Source organism: Sphingorhabdus pulchriflava (assembly GCF_003367235.1).
Lineage (GTDB): Bacteria > Pseudomonadota > Alphaproteobacteria > Sphingomonadales > Sphingomonadaceae > Sphingorhabdus_B > Sphingorhabdus_B pulchriflava.
Genome location: NZ_QRGP01000001.1, coordinates 2,065,112 through 2,083,776 on the forward strand (window position 1 = coordinate 2,065,112; position 18,665 = coordinate 2,083,776).

At 58.3% G+C, this 18,665-nt stretch carries 27 protein-coding genes; 10 read left to right on the top strand and 17 right to left on the bottom strand.

Features of this window, described 5'->3' with window-relative positions:
• Positions 1–122 precede the first annotated feature (122 nt).
• Together groL and groES are read right to left on the bottom strand one after the other, a co-directional pair.
• Positions 123–1,775: a chaperonin GroEL gene (groL, locus tag DXH95_RS10250; RefSeq protein ID WP_115549530.1), complete on the bottom strand. Its 1,653-nt coding sequence runs from the start codon at positions 1,773–1,775 to the stop codon at positions 123–125.
• A gap of 70 nt (positions 1,776–1,845) precedes the next feature.
• Positions 1,846–2,133 carry a co-chaperone GroES gene (gene groES / locus DXH95_RS10255; protein WP_115549222.1) on the bottom strand — a complete coding sequence of 96 codons (288 nt, stop codon included), beginning with the start codon at positions 2,131–2,133 and terminating at the stop codon, positions 1,846–1,848.
• Positions 2,134–2,405: 272 nt separating this feature from the next.
• Between groES and DXH95_RS10260 the strand changes: the two genes are divergently transcribed.
• Genes DXH95_RS10260 through DXH95_RS10285 form a run of 6 tightly spaced genes read left to right on the top strand, consistent with a single transcriptional unit; the run spans position 2,406 to position 5,946 of the window.
• The gene (locus DXH95_RS10260; RefSeq protein WP_115549223.1) at positions 2,406–2,696 is read left to right on the top strand and encodes a BufA1 family periplasmic bufferin-type metallophore; all 291 of its coding nucleotides are present in this window, start codon (positions 2,406–2,408) and stop codon (positions 2,694–2,696) included.
• 27 nt (positions 2,697–2,723) lie between these two features.
• The gene (gene bufB / locus DXH95_RS10265; RefSeq protein ID WP_115549531.1) at positions 2,724–3,599 is read left to right on the top strand and encodes an MNIO family bufferin maturase; all 876 of its coding nucleotides are present in this window, start codon (positions 2,724–2,726) and stop codon (positions 3,597–3,599) included.
• Positions 3,583–4,314 carry an HvfC/BufC N-terminal domain-containing protein gene (locus tag DXH95_RS10270; protein ID WP_181883632.1) on the top strand — a complete coding sequence of 244 codons (732 nt, stop codon included), beginning with the start codon at positions 3,583–3,585 and terminating at the stop codon, positions 4,312–4,314. The genes bufB and DXH95_RS10270 overlap by 17 nt, the downstream gene beginning before the upstream one ends.
• A 3-nt stretch (positions 4,315–4,317) precedes the next feature.
• A complete protein-coding gene (locus DXH95_RS10275) occupies positions 4,318–4,782 on the top strand; it encodes a DoxX family protein (protein WP_115549225.1) in 465 nt (154 codons plus the stop codon).
• The gene (locus DXH95_RS10280; RefSeq protein ID WP_115549226.1) at positions 4,779–5,306 is read left to right on the top strand and encodes a sigma-70 family RNA polymerase sigma factor; all 528 of its coding nucleotides are present in this window, start codon (positions 4,779–4,781) and stop codon (positions 5,304–5,306) included. The genes DXH95_RS10275 and DXH95_RS10280 overlap by 4 nt, the downstream gene beginning before the upstream one ends.
• A gap of 4 nt (positions 5,307–5,310) precedes the next feature.
• Complete coding sequence (locus DXH95_RS10285; RefSeq protein WP_181883633.1) at positions 5,311–5,946, top strand: NrsF family protein; 636 nt, start codon at positions 5,311–5,313, stop codon at positions 5,944–5,946.
• Here the strand turns inward: DXH95_RS10285 and hisF are convergent, their stop codons facing one another.
• Genes hisF through hisB form a run of 4 tightly spaced genes read right to left on the bottom strand, consistent with a single transcriptional unit; the run spans position 5,947 to position 8,639 of the window.
• Entirely contained in the window at positions 5,947–6,714 is a 768-nt protein-coding gene (hisF, locus tag DXH95_RS10290; protein WP_115549228.1) for an imidazole glycerol phosphate synthase subunit HisF, read from the bottom strand.
• A complete protein-coding gene (hisA, locus tag DXH95_RS10295) occupies positions 6,711–7,439 on the bottom strand; it encodes a 1-(5-phosphoribosyl)-5-[(5-phosphoribosylamino)methylideneamino]imidazole-4-carboxamide isomerase (RefSeq protein ID WP_115549229.1) in 729 nt (242 codons plus the stop codon). The genes hisF and hisA overlap by 4 nt, the downstream gene beginning before the upstream one ends.
• A complete protein-coding gene (hisH, locus tag DXH95_RS10300; protein ID WP_115549230.1) occupies positions 7,436–8,053 on the bottom strand; it encodes an imidazole glycerol phosphate synthase subunit HisH in 618 nt (205 codons plus the stop codon). Before hisH ends, hisA begins: the two co-directional genes overlap by 4 nt.
• Positions 8,046–8,639: an imidazoleglycerol-phosphate dehydratase HisB gene (gene hisB / locus DXH95_RS10305; protein WP_115549231.1), complete on the bottom strand. Its 594-nt coding sequence runs from the start codon at positions 8,637–8,639 to the stop codon at positions 8,046–8,048. The genes hisH and hisB overlap by 8 nt, the downstream gene beginning before the upstream one ends.
• A 104-nt stretch (positions 8,640–8,743) precedes the next feature.
• Here hisB and DXH95_RS10310 point away from each other — a divergent pair, with 104 nt between their 5' ends.
• The 3 genes from DXH95_RS10310 to DXH95_RS10320 are packed head-to-tail and all read left to right on the top strand — an operon-like array spanning position 8,744 to position 10,834.
• On the top strand, positions 8,744–9,217 hold the full coding sequence (locus tag DXH95_RS10310; protein ID WP_115549232.1) for an SspB family protein: 474 nt from the start codon (positions 8,744–8,746) through the stop codon (positions 9,215–9,217).
• The gene (fumC, locus tag DXH95_RS10315; RefSeq protein WP_115549233.1) at positions 9,214–10,599 is read left to right on the top strand and encodes a class II fumarate hydratase; all 1,386 of its coding nucleotides are present in this window, start codon (positions 9,214–9,216) and stop codon (positions 10,597–10,599) included. The genes DXH95_RS10310 and fumC overlap by 4 nt, the downstream gene beginning before the upstream one ends.
• Before the next feature lie 37 nt (positions 10,600–10,636).
• The gene (locus tag DXH95_RS10320) at positions 10,637–10,834 is read left to right on the top strand and encodes a hypothetical protein (protein WP_115549234.1); all 198 of its coding nucleotides are present in this window, start codon (positions 10,637–10,639) and stop codon (positions 10,832–10,834) included.
• On the opposite strand, the gene DXH95_RS10325 is transcribed toward DXH95_RS10320, so the two are convergent.
• Positions 10,831–11,442, bottom strand: a complete 612-nt coding sequence (locus DXH95_RS10325; protein WP_115549235.1) for a DUF2585 domain-containing protein — start codon at positions 11,440–11,442, stop codon at positions 10,831–10,833. The two genes, DXH95_RS10320 and DXH95_RS10325, sit on opposite strands and share 4 nt — an antisense overlap.
• Positions 11,443–11,498: 56 nt before the next feature.
• Here DXH95_RS10325 and gmk point away from each other — a divergent pair, with 56 nt between their 5' ends.
• The gene (gene gmk, locus DXH95_RS10330) at positions 11,499–12,140 is read left to right on the top strand and encodes a guanylate kinase (protein WP_115549236.1); all 642 of its coding nucleotides are present in this window, start codon (positions 11,499–11,501) and stop codon (positions 12,138–12,140) included.
• Here gmk and DXH95_RS10335 read toward each other — a convergent pair.
• The 10 genes from DXH95_RS10335 to DXH95_RS10380 all read right to left on the bottom strand — a co-directional run bounded on the left by DXH95_RS10335 (position 12,137) and on the right by DXH95_RS10380 (position 18,645).
• Positions 12,137–12,673 (bottom strand): hypothetical protein, encoded by a 537-nt coding sequence (locus DXH95_RS10335; protein ID WP_115549237.1) that lies wholly within the window; start codon positions 12,671–12,673, stop codon positions 12,137–12,139. The two genes, gmk and DXH95_RS10335, sit on opposite strands and share 4 nt — an antisense overlap.
• 55 nt (positions 12,674–12,728) lie before the next feature.
• Entirely contained in the window at positions 12,729–13,424 is a 696-nt protein-coding gene (locus tag DXH95_RS10340) for an ATP12 family chaperone protein (protein WP_115549238.1), read from the bottom strand.
• Positions 13,425–13,426: 2 nt separating this feature from the next.
• Positions 13,427–13,663, bottom strand: coding sequence for a hypothetical protein (locus DXH95_RS10345; protein ID WP_115549239.1), 237 nt, complete (start codon positions 13,661–13,663; stop codon positions 13,427–13,429).
• Positions 13,660–14,325, bottom strand: a complete 666-nt coding sequence (locus DXH95_RS10350) for an HAD-IA family hydrolase (RefSeq protein WP_275401829.1) — start codon at positions 14,323–14,325, stop codon at positions 13,660–13,662. The genes DXH95_RS10345 and DXH95_RS10350 overlap by 4 nt, the downstream gene beginning before the upstream one ends.
• Positions 14,322–14,939 carry an FMN-binding negative transcriptional regulator gene (locus DXH95_RS10355; RefSeq protein WP_115549241.1) on the bottom strand — a complete coding sequence of 206 codons (618 nt, stop codon included), beginning with the start codon at positions 14,937–14,939 and terminating at the stop codon, positions 14,322–14,324. The genes DXH95_RS10350 and DXH95_RS10355 overlap by 4 nt, the downstream gene beginning before the upstream one ends.
• A complete protein-coding gene (locus DXH95_RS10360) occupies positions 14,939–16,093 on the bottom strand; it encodes an RluA family pseudouridine synthase (RefSeq protein WP_115549242.1) in 1,155 nt (384 codons plus the stop codon). The genes DXH95_RS10355 and DXH95_RS10360 overlap by 1 nt, the downstream gene beginning before the upstream one ends.
• Positions 16,090–16,446 carry a fluoride efflux transporter FluC gene (locus tag DXH95_RS10365; protein ID WP_239016603.1) on the bottom strand — a complete coding sequence of 119 codons (357 nt, stop codon included), beginning with the start codon at positions 16,444–16,446 and terminating at the stop codon, positions 16,090–16,092. The genes DXH95_RS10360 and DXH95_RS10365 overlap by 4 nt, the downstream gene beginning before the upstream one ends.
• A 75-nt stretch (positions 16,447–16,521) precedes the next feature.
• Entirely contained in the window at positions 16,522–17,037 is a 516-nt protein-coding gene (locus tag DXH95_RS10370; RefSeq protein ID WP_115549244.1) for a hypothetical protein, read from the bottom strand.
• 114 nt (positions 17,038–17,151) lie between these two features.
• The gene (locus DXH95_RS10375; RefSeq protein WP_115549245.1) at positions 17,152–17,937 is read right to left on the bottom strand and encodes a hypothetical protein; all 786 of its coding nucleotides are present in this window, start codon (positions 17,935–17,937) and stop codon (positions 17,152–17,154) included.
• Positions 17,938–18,120: 183 nt separating this feature from the next.
• Positions 18,121–18,645, bottom strand: a complete 525-nt coding sequence (locus tag DXH95_RS10380; RefSeq protein ID WP_115549246.1) for a DUF11 domain-containing protein — start codon at positions 18,643–18,645, stop codon at positions 18,121–18,123.
• Positions 18,646–18,665: the final 20 nt, after the last annotated feature.

Consider the following 18,665-nt stretch of genomic DNA (forward strand, 5'->3'; position numbering starts at 1 on the left):
TTTCTCAATTTCGAAAGTTGAGATTAGATTTTTCTCGCAACTGCACCATCCGACTCAACAAAAAGGCCAGCGAGTTTCCCCACCGGCCTCTCTGTGTTTCAGCCTGAACTGAACGGCGAACCTTAGAAGTCCATGCCGCCCATTCCGCCCATGCCACCCATACCGCCGGGCATTCCGCCACCGGCGCCCTTGTCTTCAGGAGCGTCAGAGATCGCTGCTTCGGTGGTGATCAGCAGGCCAGCCACCGATGCTGCGTCTTGCAACGCGGTACGGACAACCTTGGTCGGATCGATAACGCCAGCGGCAACCAGATTTTCATACACATCGGTCGATGCGTTGAAGCCCTGTGTTTCGTCATTTTCGCGAAGCAAATTGCCCGAGACAACCGCGCCGTCAAAGCCGGCATTCTGCGCGATTTGACGCACAGGTGCCATGATCGCCTTACGCACGATATCGATACCGCGAGTCTGGTCGTCATTTACGCCCTTGAGGCCTTCCAACGCTTTGGTTGCATAAAGAAGTGCGGTACCGCCACCGGGGACGATGCCTTCTTCAACGGCTGCGCGGGTTGCGTGCAGCGCATCGTCAACGCGGTCTTTGCGTTCTTTCACTTCGACTTCGGTCGAACCACCGACCTTGATAACGGCAACACCACCAGCGAGTTTCGCCAGACGTTCTTGCAGCTTTTCTTTGTCATAGTCGGAAGTGGTGGTTTCGATCTGCGCACGGATCGCTTCAACGCGGCCCTTGATCGCATCGGCATCGCCAGCGCCATCGACGATAACAGTGTTGTCTTTATCGATGGTGACGCGCTTGGCCTGACCAAGCATACCCAAAGTGACCGATTCAAGCTTGATGCCCAGATCTTCGCTGACCATTTCACCAGCAGTCAGGATCGCGATATCTTCGAGCATCGCTTTACGGCGATCGCCGAAGCCAGGGGCCTTAACGGCAGCGATCTTCAGGCCGCCACGCAGCTTGTTGACGACGAGGGTAGCCAGCGCTTCGCCTTCGATGTCTTCTGCGATAATCAGCAGAGGACGACCCGATTGCACAACCGCTTCCAAAATCGGAAGCATCGACTGCAGCGACGACAGCTTCTTTTCATGGATCAGGATGTAGGGGTTATCCAGTTCAACCGACATTTTTTCGGTGTTGGTGATGAAGTAAGGCGACAGATAACCGCGGTCAAACTGCATGCCTTCAACAACGTCGAGTTCGCTTTCACGGCCTTTGGCTTCCTCAACGGTGATGACGCCTTCTTTGCCGACTTTGTCCATGGCTTTCGAAATCATCTCACCGATTTCAGCTTCGCCATTGGCAGAAATCGTACCGACCTGAGCAATTTCAGACGAATCTGCGACGGGCTTTGACCGTTTTTGCAGGTCAGCGATGACAGTGTTTACCGCCAGATCGATACCACGCTTCAGATCCATCGGGTTCATGCCGGCAGCAACCGAGGTCATGCCTTCGCGAACAATGGCTTGGGCAAGCACGGTTGCAGTGGTGGTGCCGTCACCTGCCGCGTCATTTGCCTTTGAGGCAACTTCGCGGATCATCTGGGCACCCATATTTTCGAACTTGTCTTTCAGTTCGATTTCCTTGGCGACGGTGACGCCGTCCTTGGTGATGCGGGGTGCGCCGAAGCTTTTGTCGATAACGACATTGCGGCCCTTGGGGCCGAGGGTTACCTTCACCGCGTCGGCGAGGATATCTACGCCGCGCAGGATGCGCTCACGCGCGTCGCGGCCGAATTTTACGTCTTTAGCAGCCATGTTCATGTTCCTTCAAAAATGGCGGATTCTTCAGAAAGTAGAGGGTATATCCCCCCTATCGGGCCAGTGTTCAGCCCACGATTCCCAAAATGTCCGATTCCTTCATGATCAGCAGGTCTTCGCCGTCGATCTTGACTTCGGTGCCCGACCATTTGCCGAACAGGATTTTGTCGCCAACTTTGACGTCGAGCTTAATGCGCTCGCCATCTTCGTTATAGGCGCCTTCGCCAGCGGCGACGATTTCGCCTTCTTGCGGCTTTTCTTGCGCGCTGTCAGGGATGATGATCCCGCCAGCGGTTTTTGCTTCTGCCTCGACACGACGGACGAGGACGCGGTCATGCAACGGACGAAATTTCATGCCATGCCTTCCTTTTTGGGTTGATGACGCGGAAGAGAGGCAGAAATGCGCACTCCCCATACGCCTGAATCACTATTAGCACTCACTCATGTTGAGTGCTAACGGTGGCGAGATAGGGATTATCCCGCTCAGGTCAAGCGCCGCCGCGCAAAAAAATGCACAGAGCTGTAACTATTACTGCATCGCTGGCGAACCCCGTTGTGAAGCAGGCATTGCGTCGTGCTTCCGGACCATCCCCCTGGCCGAACACACATTCCTATCTGGAGGATATTATGACCGTTTCTGTATTGAAAATCGCAGCCGCTGCTGCGGCTCTTTCCGCCGCTGCCGCAATTGCAGCAACGCCCGCTACTGCTGCCGCCGGTGCCAAGGAAAAATGCTACGGCGTTGCCCTGAAAGCCAAGAATGATTGCGCCGCGGGCCCGGGCACCAGCTGCGCCGGCACCTCGACTGTCGACTATCAGGGCAATGCCTGGAAATATGTTACCAAGGGCAGCTGCGTGAAGATGGGCGGATCGCTCAGTGCAAAGACTGGCAATGCCAAGCCGGTTCCGCAGAGCTGAGATCTGCGCTAAAGTCTGCGGATGGACATGACGGCCAATCAGACGGCGCAACCCGGATATTCCGGTGCCCTCCCCCCCAAAGCCGGGATCGGGTTGAAGCCGCAACATTATGATGCCGTCCTCGACGCAGAAACCCAACCGGGTCGCCCCGCCTGGGTCGAGGTCCATCCGCAAAACTATTTCTGCGATGGCGGCCCTCCGCATCGCTGGCTGGCCGCTGTCGCAGAACAATATCCGATCAGTTTCCATTCGGTCGGCTTGTCGCTGGGTACGGCTGACGGACTGATCGACGACCAACTCGACCGTCTGGCTGCACTGTGCGAACGATATCAGCCAGCGATAGTATCCGACCATCTGAGCTTCAGCGGCAACGCGCATGATCGCTATGCCGATCTATTGCCTGTCCCCTACACCAAAGAAGCACTCGATCATTTTGTCACACAGGTTGACCGCGTCCAGCAACGGCTCGGCCGTTCGATTCTGATCGAGAACCCCTCCTGCTATCTGGCCTATGCCGACAATGAAATGTCGGAGACCGATTTCCTCGCCCAACTGATCGGGAGGACGGGTTGCGGACTTCTTCTCGACATCAACAATATTGTCGTCACAACGGGTAATCTGGGCGAAAATCCGCGTGCATGGCTTTCGCAGATTGAGGCGGAGTGGGTTGGTGAAATCCATCTTGCAGGCCATGCGACCGAAATCCACGAAAGCGGCCCGCTTTATATTGACGATCACGGCAGTGCGGTGGGCGATGTTGCCTGGATGCATTATTTCGATTTCATCGCGACACATGGTGCGAAACCGACGCTAATCGAATGGGATACCAATACCCCCGATTATGCGACCTATATGGCCGAGGCGGACAAGGCGCAGGCGATCCTCGATGCCGTCGCTCGCTGACGCCCAGCGCAATTTCATCGCGACGGTCAATGAAGGGCCGGATGCACTGGATGCCAGGCTGTTCGCCGGGACGCCGGAGCGCATCATCCTGGGCCTGAAGGCTCATGCCAATACGATCAGCCATGCCCGCCTTGCGGCACTCGAAGAGAGCTTCCCGCTGACCCGCGCCGAAATGGGCGAAACGCCTTTTAATGCACTGTGCCGCGATTTTGTCGAAACAACGCCCGCCAAAACTAGTGACCTTGCTCACATCGGCCGTCACTTTGCGTCGTTCCTTCAAAATTCAAACATTCCCGCTGCTATCAGCGATCTTGCCACAATCGAATGGGCCTGGCTGGAAAGCTATCATGCCGCAGATCGGACGCCGCTGACGCTCGAAGCGGTGAGCGCGATGGCTGAAGCGGATTTACTGGCCCTGCTTGTCGAATTGCACCCAGCCGCGCGCCTTCACGTTTTACACGCGCCGCTGACGGCTTCGCTCGCGCATCTCGCTAGCGAAACAGATATGCCACGTGCTATTTTGGTTGTTCGCCCGGAGGCCGAAGTACGGCTGCTCGCCATTGACGCACGCACGCTCCAATGTGCCGAAAAATGTCAACGCACCACCACCATCGGTAACCTTCTCGCACTCGCCAGCGAACTAGGGGATGACACCGACCCCATCGGGCCGGTTCTGACCCTGATCGGCGCCGGCGCGCTGATCGCGATGGAGTGAGAGATGTTGCAGACGCTGACCCAACCCTATGACCGTTTTGTCGCCCTGATTTCCGGCGGATTTGTCGAATCTCTGATGCTGCTATTTGTCCGTGTAACACTGGCGGGTATTTTCTGGCGCTCCGGGCGTACAAAGGTTGAGGAAGGCAGCTGGCTGTCCGTCAGCGAGAACACAATCTACCAATTTGCCGACGATCCGTTCAACAAGGTGCCGGTGTTGCCAAGCGAGCTCGCCGCTTATCTGACAACCTATGCCGAACATGCTTTGCCGATACTGCTGGTGCTAGGCCTCTTTACGCGACTTTCCGCGCTGGCCTTGCTGGGCATGACTGTGGTGATCCAGATATTTGTGTTCCCCGAAGCGTGGTGGCAGGTGCATAGCCTTTGGGTTGCGTTGGCGCTGGTGCTGATCGTGCGCGGCGGCGGCGGCCTGTCGGTAGACCCATTGCTTTCAGGCCGCCGCGCATGATTGCGAACGAGGAAGGGCTGCGCAGGCTGATGCGGATGTCGCAAACTGGCGACAAGCAGGCCTATGCCGTCCTCCTCGAACAATGTGGCAACTGGCTTGCCCGTTATTTCCGGCAAAAAATTGCCCCTGACGCGATTGATGATCTGGTGCAGGACACGCTGATTTCTCTCCACCGCAAACGGTCAAGCTATGACCCGTCACGCCCGTTTTTGCCCTGGCTCGCCGCGATCGCGCGCTATCGCTGGGTGGATCGGCTGCGGCAAAGCTATCGCCAGCAGACCGAGGCGCTGGATCACCATGACGCGGCCGAGGAAAGTCATGAAGAGGTCGTTGGCGCGCGCATCAGCATAGATCGTCTGCTCGACCTCATCCCGCCACCGCAGGCGGAGGTCATCCGCATCGTCAAGATCGATGGTCACAGTATCGCCGATGCCTGCAACCAGACCGGCCAGTCCGAAACATTGGTCAAAGTGAATATCCATCGCGGCCTGAAAAAACTGGCCGCCCTGATCGAGAATGAATGAAAAAATGAAACAGCCCTTCGACATTTTGCAGCTGGTCGACGAACTGGAGCCTGTGCGACCGATGAGCATGCGGCGCGCGTTGATCTTGCCGGTCGGAATGACCGTTGCAGCGATAGCTATAATTGCGGCTTATGCCGGTCTCCGCGCAGACCTGATGGCAGGCGCACCGCACCCGATGTTCCTGTTGCGCGCAGGGACGCTGCTATTGCTGGGGCTGGTTTGTGCGGCGACATTGCTGGCAATGGCCAATCCCGGCGTCGGTCGTCATAGCAATGGCTGGAAAACCGCGCTGGCTGCAGCTTTGCTCTTTCCACTGGCAGCGACGATTCTCGCCGTTGCGGAACAACCGAGCGGGTCTTCCGGCACGATGCAGTCCGGTATCCAGTGCCTGACCTTCAGCTTCGTCGGGGGATTTGCGACCGCCACTCCTATGGTGTTGTGGCTGCGCCGGGGGGCGCCGGTCGCGCCGGAAAAGGCAGGGTGGCTGACAGGGCTAGCCGCAGGTGGGTTGGGTGCCTTTGCCTATAATTTCCACTGCCCGTTCAACAGCATCGTCTACACGGGCTTTTGGTACTCACTGGCGGTCGGGATTTGCGCGCTGCTTGGTCGGCTGATCGTGCCGCGCCTGATCCGCTGGTAATCAGCCGCGTGCAGGCAATCCCGCCGCCCGCAGCGCGGCATGTGCCTCGGCGATGCTATAGGTGCCAAAGTGGAAGATCGAGGCAGCCAGCACCGCGCTGGCATGGCCCTTGGTCACCCCTTCGATCAGATGGTCGAGCGTTCCCACGCCGCCGCTGGCTATCACCGGCACATTGACCGCATCGGCGATGGTGCGGGTGAGTTGGAGGTCAAAGCCGATCTTGGTGCCGTCACGGTCCATGCTGGTGACAAGCAATTCGCCCGCACCCAGTTCGGCAAGTTTCAGCGCATGTTCGACCGCGTCGATACCCGTCGGCTTGCGCCCGCCATGGGTGAAAATCTCCCAACCGTCGCGGCCATCGGACCAGCGCTTGGCATCGACCGAGGCGACGACGCACTGGCTGCCGAAACGTTCGGCGATGTCGGCCACGACCTCGGGCCGCGCGACCGCCGCGCTGTTAACCGCGACCTTGTCCGCACCCGCGAGCAGCAAGGCACGCGCATCCTCGCTGCTCCGCACCCCTCCGCCAACCGTTAGCGGCATGAAGCACACCTCCGCCGTGCGGCGGACAACGTCCAAGATCGTGTCGCGCCCTTCATGGCTGGCAGTAATGTCGAGGAAGCAAAGCTCGTCCGCACCCGCTTCGTCATAGGCCTTGGCCTGCTCGACCGGATCGCCAGCGTCCTTGAGATCAACGAAATTGACGCCCTTGACCACGCGGCCATTGGCGACATCAAGGCAAGGAATGACACGGACGCGGACGGTCATCCCCGGTTCGCAATCCTGATCGCCGTCGCCAGATCCAGACGCCCATCATAGATCGCCCGCCCGGTAATCACGCCCTCAATCCCGTCCTGTGCGTGCAGGGCAAGGACGTGGATTTCGTCGATGCCCTTCACGCCGCCGCTGGCAATTACCGGAATATCGACCGCGCGCGCGAGGTCTACGGTCGCATCGATATTGCAGCCGGTCAGCATCCCGTCGCGGCCAACGTCGGTAAACAACAGGCTGGCAACGCCTGCGTCCTCGAACCGGCGGGCGAGGTCTATCACCGGCATATCCGATTTCTCGGCCCAGCCTTCGGTTGCGACAAAGCCGTCGCGCGCGTCGACCGCGACGACGATGCCGCCTTCAAATTCGCGCGCCATATCCTTGACGAATTGCGGGTCCTTGAGCGCCGCGGTGCCTATCACCAGCCGCGCCACGCCCAGATCGAACCAACGCTCAACGGTCTCGCGGTTGCGGATACCGCCGCCCAGCTGCACATAGCCGGGGAAATTTTCGATGATATATTCGACCGCTTCGGCGTTCTCCGGTTTTCCGGCAAAGGCCCCGTCGAGGTCGACTACGTGCAGATGTTCCGCCCCCGCCTCGGCAAACAGTAATGCCTGCGCAGCCGGATCATCGGCATAGACCGTGGCACGGTCCATATCGCCCTCGGCGAGGCGCACAACCTGACCACCTTTCAGGTCGATAGCTGGAAAAACGATCATGGGTTCCACTCCAGAAATCTAGCGAGCGTGGCAATTCCATAAGATTGGCTTTTCTCAGGGTGGAATTGCACTCCGAGGATATTGTCCTTTGCCACAGCAGCCACGCGCGGGCCGCCATGATCGGTGGTCGCCAGTACATGCGCAGAATCAGCGGCGTCGAAATGATAGCCGTGAAGGAAATAAGCCTCTCCGGTCGCCACAACCGGATGCACACCGCGCACGGTTACATCGTTCCAGCCCATGTGCGGCACCTTGAGACCCTGTACAGGTTCAATCGCGCGCACCGTGCCGCCGATCCAACCAAGTCCCTTTGTGCTGCCATGCTCGACACCTTCATCAGCAAGCAATTGCATACCGACGCATATACCTAGAAACGGCGCAGCATCGCGCAAAACACGTTGCTCCAATGCCTCGATCATCCCGTCGATGCCCGAGACACCCTCCATGCAATGTGCAAAGGCACCGACACCGGGGAGGACTATGCGTTCAGCACGCGCAACAATCTCGGGATCAGCGGTTACGGCGATATCCGCCGCCCCCGCAGCCTTCAGCGCGTTTCGAACCGATTGGAGATTGCCCGCGCCATAGTCGATCAGCGCGATGCTCTCAGCCACCTAATATCCCCTTGGTCGAGGGGATTGCCCCGCCCTTGCGCGGATCAATCTCGACCGCCTGCCGCATCGCGCGGGCAAAACCCTTGTAGATGCTCTCGGCGATATGGTGGTTGTTCTTGCCATAGAGCAATTCGATATGCAGCGTCAGCCCGACCGCATCGGCAATCGAGTGGAACCAGTGCTCGAACAGCTCGGTATCCATCTCACCCAGCCGTTCCTGCGTGAAGCCTGCCTTCCAGACGAAATAGGGTCGCCCTGAAATGTCGAGCGCAACGCGGCTCAAAGTCTCATCCATTGGCGAATAGGCGCTGCCATAGCGCATGATCCCGCCCTTATCGCCCAGCGCCTTCAGGATCGCTTGCCCGATAGCAATCGCACTGTCCTCAGCCGTATGATGTTGGTCGACATGCAGGTCGCCCTTGATGCGGCAGCTTATGTCGATCATCGAGTGGCGCGAGAACTGCTCGATCATATGATCAAGAAAGCCGATCCCGGTCGAAATTTCATACTGACCGGTGCCGTCGAGATTCACCTCGACCGCAATTTCGGTTTCCTTGGTGTTCCGGTCGATAGAGGCGGTGCGCATGGCTGTGCGCTATAGGCCGATAATGGCCAAGTGCAAGCCTGTGCGCCTTTCTTCGGCTAAAGTTCATCTTGATTTCAACGCGCGGTCAGTCCACCAAGGCGCGCATGAGCGACGACGCCCCTGACAGCCTGATTCCCTATGACGATATCGTGCAGGAAGCGCTGCGCGCGGTGGTAGGGCGTGTACTCGGTGAAGTCATGGTCAGCGGGCTTCCCGGCGACCATCATTTCTACATCACCTTCAAGACCCGCGCGGCAGGCGTTACCATCCCGGTGCATCTGATGGAGCGTTTCCCAGACGAAATGACCATTGTGATGCAGCATAAATATTGGGACCTGAAAGTGGGCGAGGATTATTTCGAAGTCGGTCTGTCGTTCAGCCAGGTGCCCGCACACCTCCACATTCCCTTTTCGGCGATTACCGCCTTTGTCGATCCAGCCGTCGATTTCGCGCTGCAATTCCATGTCGACGCCGAATCCGGCCCCGAGCCGCACGAGCAGGCCGAAAATGACGGGCCCAGCATCGAGCAGGAGGATGGCTCGAACGTCGTAACGGTGGATTTCGGGCGGAAGAAGTGACCGGGGCAACCCGCAGCGAAACCGACAGCTTCGGTCCTATCGATGTCCCCGCCGAGGCCTATTGGGGCGCGCAGACGCAGCGCAGCATCAGCAACTTCCCCTTCCCGCCGCATGAGCGCATGCCTTCGGCTATCATTCACGCTCTGGCGTTAGTGAAACAAGCCGCCGCAAGAGTGAACCGCAAACATGGGCTGGATGCGATGCTGGCCGACGCCATAGATGCCGCCGCGGCGGAGGTGGTTGCGGGCAAGCATGACGACCAATTCCCACTAACGATCTGGCAAACGGGCAGCGGCACGCAATCGAACATGAACGTGAACGAGGTGATTGCCGGGCGCGCCAATGAAATGCTGACGGGTGCGCGCGGGGGAAAATCGCCGGTGCACCCCAACGATCATGTGAATATGAGCCAGTCGTCCAACGACAGCTTTCCTACTGCTATGCATGTCGCAACTGTTCTCGCGGTTCGCGATAGCTTAACTCCCGCTTTGCACCGTTTGCACAATGCGATTGCGGAAAAGGCCCAAGCATGGCGTGGTCTGGTCAAGATCGGTCGCACCCATATGCAGGATGCGACGCCGTTGACATTGGGGCAGGAATTTTCCGGCTATGACACCCAACTAGCGAAGACTTCGGTCCGGATTACCACCGGCCTAATTGGCCTGCATGATCTTGCGCAGGGCGGAACGGCTGTTGGTACGGGGCTTAATGCACCAAAGGGATTTGACGAGGATTTTGCCAGCGAAATCAGCAACCTGACCAGCATTGAATTCGGCGCGGCCTACAACAAGTTCGAAGCTCTGGCCACCAACGATGCACTCGTCGAGTTTTCGGGTGTCCTCAACACCTTGGCCGTGTCGCTGACCAAGATCGCCAACGACATCCGCCTGCTCGGCTCTGGCCCGCGCTCTGGCCTGGGCGAATTGTCGCTCCCCGAAAATGAACCCGGCAGCTCGATCATGCCGGGCAAGGTCAACCCCACCCAATGCGAGATGCTGACGATGGTCGCCGCACAAGTGATCGGCAACCATCAGGCCGTGACCGTTGGCGGGATGCAGGGGCATCTGGAACTCAACGTCTTCAAACCGCTGATTGGCGCCAATGTGCTGCGCTCGATCGAGTTGCTCAGCATCGGCATGGAGACATTTGCGAAGAACTGCGTCGAGGGGCTGGAACCCAATCGCGAACGGATCGCCGAACTGGTTGACCGATCACTGATGCTCGTCACCGCGCTCGCGCCGGTGATTGGCTATGACAATGCGGCGAAGATTGCGAAGCACGCGCACCAGAACGGCCTGACGCTCAAGCAATCCGCGCTGGCGCTTGGGCTGGTTGACGAGGCGACCTTTGATACCCATGTCAGAGCCGAAGACATGGTGTGATTATCCACACCACCCTGTGGAAAAAGGAGTTATCCACATGCCCCTGTTGAAAACCATCGCCGGTGCCGTTGTTGGAGAAGTCGTCGGTCGCAAACGCGGCCATGGCATTTTAGGCGCTGGCTTGGGCATTGCCGCCACGCGGATTGCAACACGTTCGATACCCGGCGCGCTGCTCGTGGGCGGCGCTTTGGTGGCCAAGGCGCTTTACGACAAGCGCAAAAAACGGAACGGCTAAGCCTTCCCCGTCACCCAATAGCCGCTGGCACCCGCCTGCCATTCCTTGACGCTTTCGAGTGGCACCGTCAGCATCAAAATATTGAGCGCGAGATTGTCGCGGATCATCCAGCCGACGAATAGCTCCATCGCCAGCCCGAGCGCCAGCGTTGCCTTCCACGGCAAGCGCGAGGCCAGGAAGAAGCCGAAAATCATCCAGGCGATATCCGCGAGTGAATTGACGATACTGTCGCCAGCATAGCCATAGGATATCGTCACCTCGCGATAGCGGTCGATGATCACCGGCGAATTTTCCAGTATCTCCCACGCACCCTCAACCAGTATTGCGAGCGCCACCGCAACGCCCAGTGGGAACAGCGCAGGCCATTTACGGCGCAGCAGATAGCCCGCTCCGTAAAACAGGAAGCCATGGATGATGTGGCTCGGCGTGTACCAGTCGGCAAGATGCTGGCTGTTTTCGCTCGATTGCACCACGAGATGCAGCAACTTCACATCGCCGCACGCGCAAATCGGCGGGCGGCCCATTGACCAAAGAATTGCCCCGATAATTGCGAAAAGCAAGAAGGCGATCAGTGCGCTGAACTTGCTGATCCGAAGCGGCCAATTCATGCGTTATCCTCTCCTAAGGGCTTGACGCCCCGATACCCTTTCGCGCAGTAGCGGCTATGGCCGGTTCCCACAACCAACTCGAACGCCGCGGGCTCTTGTTCGTGCTCTCCTCGCCCTCCGGCGCAGGCAAATCGACATTGTCGCGGATGCTGCTGGAGGCTGACCCGCAAATCGCGCTTTCGGTCAGTTACACTACCCGCCCGCCGCGTCCCGGCGAGATTGACGGGGTGCATTATCATTTCACCGACGTGCCGACATTCAAGGCGATGGCTGCAAATGGCGAATTCCTCGAATGGGCGCATGTCTTTGGCCACCGTTATGGCACGCCGAAGGAGCCGGTCGAGGCCGAACTGGCAGCTGGCCGTGATGTGCTGTTCGATATCGATTGGCAGGGCGCGCAGCAGCTGTATCAGGAAGCAGGCCCGGATGTCGTCCGCGTCTTCATTCTGCCTCCGTCAATCGAAGAACTCGAACGCCGATTGCATGCGCGCGCGCAGGACAGCGACGCAGTAATCGGCGAACGCATGGCGCGCGCCAAGTCCGAAATCGGTCACTGGGATGGCTATGACTATGTCCTGATCAACGACGACGTAGATGGCTGCTTTGCACAAGTCCGCCAGATTTTGACCGCAGAGCGGCTAAAGCGGCGCCGGCAAAAGGGTCTTATCGGCTTCGTCCGCGATCTGGTGGCAAGCTAAAGTTCTTCGGGTAGCGGCTCGTCGAACAGCCGCCCCATAAATTCATCGCTGTTCTTCGCATAGGGATCGAGCGTGATCACCGTGCCATCGTTGAACAACAATTGATAATCCCCACGCCAACGACGGCGGAAGGCCGTGAAATTGTCAATCGACTGGCTCGCCTCACGCCCGTCGCTGTCAACATAAGCAATCTGGCGGCCTCGCATGCGCAATGCCATCTTGCATAGCTTGCGGATCAACACACCGGAATACACTGCGCCAATGCCGAATGTGAAAGACAACCAGAAGGCAATGCGCATCTGAAACGCAGCGTCAGAGCGCGCCGATCCGACGAATATCCAGACCCATGCGATCAGTGCAAACAGGGCAGCGCTGCAATAGAAGGAAAACCAGTGCATGCTGCCAGGGCGCACCAGCATCCAGCCTGATTTGGTCGCGGCCGGCGTTGCAGCAATTGCCGCGATCAACAGCGCGATGCAGGTTGCAATCGCACCGAGCATGATTAGGCCTGATGGCGTGACATAGTCCTGCATGCGAAACCTCCATCCCCAAAGCGTAGCAGCTTGGGACTAGAAGACCAAAATCCGGTTAAACGCGCAACAGTTGCAGGAAATGCGCCGCCGCCAAGAACTCAGCTTCGCGGTCGGCGCGGTTCTTTTGCGCCCAATAATCCTCACCCCAATTCTGTTCCTGCCATAATTCTTCGAGGCAGGTCGCCTCCCACAGGCTTTTTGCATCGCCCGCTTGCTCGACAATCGCGAGCACCGCGACCAGTGACCCAGCCAAATGGGCGAGCTTGGCCATTGCGGCCAATTCGAAAGTCCCGCGCGCCATCACCGTAGCACGCAGTTTCTCCAGCGTCGCCTCGGGCTGCGGCTGGTGCAGCACGCCATGCACGATCTGGAACGAAACATCGTAGCGTGCCCGCGCCCAATCGAGCCAGGGATCCCAGACCTCCGCCTGTTTCGGTGCCAAAGGTTCATCGGGTTCGGCGCGATAGCAAAAGGCGTCGCTTTCGGCATAGGCGGCGATAGCCGAAGCAAATTTGGCCCGGTCAGGTGCGACATGATCAATCGCGGCATTGGCGAAGCCGGTCATCGGCATTGTAGCGGGCTCGAACACGTCGCCCACAGCTTCCCATTCAGCCACAACCGCATCGGCCAGCGCCTTGGTCGGCAGATACAGTTCATTGCGCATCGGCGTTTTAAGCATGCGTGTGTCGAGCCGAATTCCATGCCCGTAAGTGCCCTGTTCCAGGCTGACCTGTTTCCAGAAGCGCCGCATGATCAGCCTTTATTGGCGTCCTGCTTTGCCCAGGATTTTTTGAGCAATATCGGTATCAGGAAAAAGTCGAGCGCGCCGATCAGCAGAAAGCCATAGCCAAGATAGGGCGCGGCATTGGGAAACAGCCGCCCGCCAATATTGGCGATTCCCATCATAACAAAAATGACCGAACCGAAGCGCATCGCGCTCAACAGAAAGAAGCGGTTCCTTGCCAGTGCTTCGCGTTCTTCGCTGGTCATACCCTGCTCTCCAATGCGTGCATCAATTCTTCCATGCTTTCAACCAGATGGTCCGCCCCCGCTTCTCGCAATTCATCAAGCGGATGATACCCCCAATTTACGCCTATCGTGCGGCAACCGGCAGCCTTGCCCATATGGATGTCGTAAATGGTATCGCCAATCATGACGGCATTGGCGGCGTCGGCGCCTGCATCGGCAAGCGCCTGCCACACCATCGACGGGTGTGGCTTGGACGGATGCCGATCCGCAGTTTGCAACGTCACGAACAATCCTTTGATACCATGATGGTCGAGACAACGTTCCAAGCCTCGATCCGACTTGCCCGTTGCCACACCCAGAAGCCATCCATTCTCGTCGAGTTCGCTCAGCACCGCCGCCATGCCGTCATAGAGCGGCTCATCGACCAGCCCGTTTCCTCGCAATGTATAGAATGCCTGCTTGTACCGCTCGGCCATGTCGCGGTGGAGAGCATCCTCTGCTTCGGGCAGCAACTGCCGCATCGCCTCGACAAGGCTGAGCCCGACTATACGTCGCGTTGCATGGCGCGGCGGCGGGGCCATGCCCATTTCGTCGAAGGCATGCTCCATCGCCATGCAGATATTCGCCTGGCTATCGACCAGCGTGCCGTCGCAATCGAATATGGCGAGGCGGGGTGTGGTCACTGAACCCATTCCCGCATCAAATGCGCCAGCGCTTTCTTGCCTTGCTTTTCGAGTTCATCCGCGGCGCGTAACCGGTCAGCATCGGGTTTGTTTTGCGACAGTTTGAAAGTCGGCCGCCAGGCCCGGATTTCCATTTCAAAGCCGGTGATTGCTCGTGTCATTTTGTCGAACAAGGCGCCGTCCATTTTGTCGCGTGTCCACGGCTGCTTGGGGGCAAGCCGCGCCTCGTTGACCGTGCTGAGATCGTCGAGCAATGCAACCAGTCCGTCATCGTCCATCTTGCGGACCGACCCTTCCAGCTCAAGGCTGATATAGTTCCATGTCGGCACCTGATTGGCACCTTGATACCAGTCAGGACTGATGTAGGCGTCGGGGCCGTTGACCACGACCAGCGCGTCGGTGCCGTGCAGATATTTGGTCAGCGCATTGCCATTGGAAAGATGAAACTGCACTGCACCGTCGCCGGTTGAAAATAGAGCAGACTGCGCAACGCGCGGGCCGTCGGGGGTTTGCGCAAAAACCATTCCGAAGCCGATTTCCTGAACCAGCGCTTCCATCGTCGCACGCTGATCGGCATCGCTACCTTTCAGACGGAAAATCGAATTGGGATGCATTATTTCTTTCGACCCTTGGGCTTGGCAGCGGGTTTTGCACGCGCAGATTTGGGTGGTGCCTTGACCTCGCCCCGACTGCGTCGTTCGCCCTTGCGTTCCTTGCGCACGTCCTTGGCACGCGCGGCGGCGGCGCGGCGTTTGCCCTCGGGCGTCTCGGATTTCTTGGGCTCATCGAGGACCAGCGCATCGCCCAGTTCGATGTCGAGCCCGAGATCGGCGAAGCTTTCCGCCATATGAGGCGGCAGATCGGCGCGTACATCGATATGCCCGCCATCGGGATGGTCGATACGGATGCGCCGCGCATGCAGATGCATTTTACGGCTGATTGTTCCGGTCAGAAAGGCATCCTTGCCGCCATATTTGCCGTCACCGACAATCGGATGGCCTATTGCCGCCATATGCACGCGCAACTGGTGCGTGCGGCCGGTATAGGGTTGCAACTCGACCCAGCAGCAGCGATTGCCTGCCCGCTCGATAACGCGATATCGGGTCCGCGCTGTCTGGCCTTCCTTTTCATCGACATGCATTTTCTCGCCGCCTGTGCCCGGCTGCTTGGCGAGAGGCAGATCGATGAAGCCATCGTAAATTTCGGGCACGCCCATCACCAGCGCCCAATAGACCTTGCGCGCGGTGCGCGACGAAAAGGCCTTGGAGAAATGCCCGGCAGCACGCGGTGTGCGGGCAAGCAGCAAAGCGCCGCTGGTATCCTTGTCGAGCCGGTGGACAAGCTTAGGCCGCCCCTCCAGCTCGAAGCATAAGGCGTCGAGCAAGCCATCGACATGGCTTTCGGTCTTGGTGCCGCCCTGTGTTGCCAGCCCGGCCGGTTTGTTGATCACCAGCGCCGCCTTGTCTTTATGGATGACAAGGCTACGCGCGAATTCGGCCATTTCCTCGCTGACCTGCGGTCGCGCCTTTTTGGGGCGTGCGTCCGCGACGGGTTCGGCGGGTGGGACACGGATTTCCTGCCCAGCCTCGATCCGGTCGCCGGGGGCCGCACGTTTGCCGTCAACCCGAAGTTGCCCCGTGCGTGCCCATCGCGATACGATATTAAAGCTGGCATCGGGCAAATGCCGCTTGAACCAGCGGTCGAGCCGGATGCCATCATCTTCGGCATCGACGACGAAGCGGCGTATCGATTGGCTGTCCTTGCTCATGCGAACACCGCTCTTCCAAGCGCCAGCCCAGCAAACAACGCCGCCAATGCTATCAGGACTGAAGCCACCGCATAACCAGCGGCCAGAGCCAGTTCGCTGCGCTCAACCATCTGCGCCATTTCAAGGCTGAACGCGCTGAACGTGGTAAAACCACCCAGCAGCCCAACACCTGCAAAAAGCCGGACATTCTCACTCACCGCTCCGTTGCGCAACACAAAGGCGGCGACAATCCCCATCAGCAGCCCCCCCAGCACATTTGCGACAAAGGTTGGCCAAGGCCACCCCGCTTGCGCGCTTGGTATCGCTCGCGCCAATCCAAAGCGTGCGGCTGCGCCAAGGGCGCCGCCGGTCATGACTAAAATATAGGGCTGCATGAAATCTGCATTAGCGGCTGAATCTCGTAAAACCAGCCCCGTTGGCAGGAACGGTCAGTTGACCCGTTTAACCCGACGCAGCGGACCATTGCCAATCTTGAGCATATAGCCGCCAGCAATGCCCTTTTTGATCAAGATCGCCTGTCCTTCGCGCGGGACCGATGTCAGCGCTTCGGTACTCTGCCAAGTGCCACCTTCAGGGATAGTGAATTGCCATTTGCCAAGGCCCAGGTCACGCACCGTTTCAAAGGTCGTTTTGATTTCTTTGATCTCTTCTTCGTCGGCGCTGTCGTCACCATCGAAGAAGGGCAGGTTCGGAAGGGTGAAACCGAATAGCGACCGGCGTGTTTTTCGCACATCGGCACGGTCGAGCAGGACAACTTCCTTGGCCTCGCGCGCCTTGTCCAGATCGGCACTCGATTTGTCAAAACAAACGAGACGTGCGCTGGCATCTTCGATGGAACGACATGCCATGAGGTCGGTGTAGGATTTGGGAGGTGCCTCATTTTCAGCCTGTGCCGAAGCCGCCATCAGAATAGCAAAAGGCACAATCATTACTGCAAAACGCATCACCAAATCTCCGTCCCTGTTCGAAGTGACTATATGGCGGTTGGTTCCATGTTCCTAGAAAAGAAATGGGAGGCCGAAGCCCCCCAAGTCGTTTCGGAACCAGATTGAATCTGTTCAGCGGCCGTTATTGGCCACGATATCGACTGCGGTACCCCCGCTTTTCAATGCGGTGAGCGTTATAACATAGGCGCCGCCATCATTGTCACGGACTCCACCGAGCATATGTTCGCCGTCACGGATTTCATAGTCAGCACTAAAGCCGGAGCGGCGCGCACGGGTGTAATAATAATCGGCAACCGCTTGACGACCCGCAGATGTCGTAAAGCTGACCACGCGAATGTCGCAAATTCCGCCTTCGACGCCAGCCGCTTCCTTGACGCGGCCTTTGGGATAGACGGGAAATTCAGGAGGCATCCGGTTCGACCAACTAGCGCCATATTGCAATTTGGCCTCGCAAGTGCCCTTGCCGCGCTTCACGCCCTGCGCTGCTGCGCGGGCCTCAAGCGTCTCACCACGGCCCGAAGCGCAATCGGTGCAATCCTCAGCGGACACAACCTTGGGTTTAGGCGCACGCATAAGCTTTGCGCCGTCCAGCTCCTCGATCGAAGCGGTCGAGCCATCATAGCCGGTGTCGGAAGGTACTTTGCCGTCGAGCGCCTTGTCTGCGGCGCGCGCCATATTGCTGTTCGAGCTGCCCGCCAGGTCAGGATCGACCAGAATCTTTTCATTCAAAGCCGACTTCATGACAGGATCGCTGCCCTTGCCAGTCAGTTTTGCGTCGAGCGCAGCGACATCGTCGCCCTCAGCCGACTCTTTGCCGCATGCGGACAGGCCCAGCGACAAAATGCATGCAGCCGAAGCCGCAATCAGGCTTTTGGTAAAACGGGTTTTATGTTGCACATTCAGGCTCCGGCTTTCGGTAAACCACAGGGCTGCGCGCCTTATTCAGGCGAATCCAGCCTAAAAGAAGGTTAACCCGGTCCTTGCCGCCATTAATGCTATTATTTGGCCGAAGCAATCGCCCCACTGTTCCACTGCGGGACAGTGACGTTTCTCATCCTGAAGATTTTGGCAGAATTGCGGTTACTTAATCAAGCCACGATAGCTGACTGATCCGGTTGCTCCTGGAGCAATCGCTGTGCTGAACACCCAGCGGACATGGGTAACATCCTCTGCCGTGGCCGCGCGCAAAACATCACCTGTGCCATCAGCATTTTTCGCTGTTACTTTAAGCTGTGCCAGCTTGCCCCAGATTTTGCCGCCATCAACCGACACTTCCGCCCAATCTTCGGCGACCGAAACGAATTGGACAGGCGCGGGCATGGGATTGGTTGCCCGAAATCCCGATGCCGGTTCTGCGCCATTGTTGACATAGCGCAGCGTGAAAATGATCCGGTCGCCGGGAACTACGATGACGTCGGAGGGCTTTTTCAGGACCTGCTTTTCCTTACCCGTAGCATCGGTTTCGCTGCGTTCAACCATGGCTTCGCTAGTCAGAACCACCGAATTGCTGGCGAGTAGCGCCGCAGCCTGGGTTGGAGTAGGCAAAGCAACTACTGCGGTACATGCCGTAAGGAAAATTTGAGCGAACCGAAAACGGTACAGCATTTGCGCGATCCTGATTATAG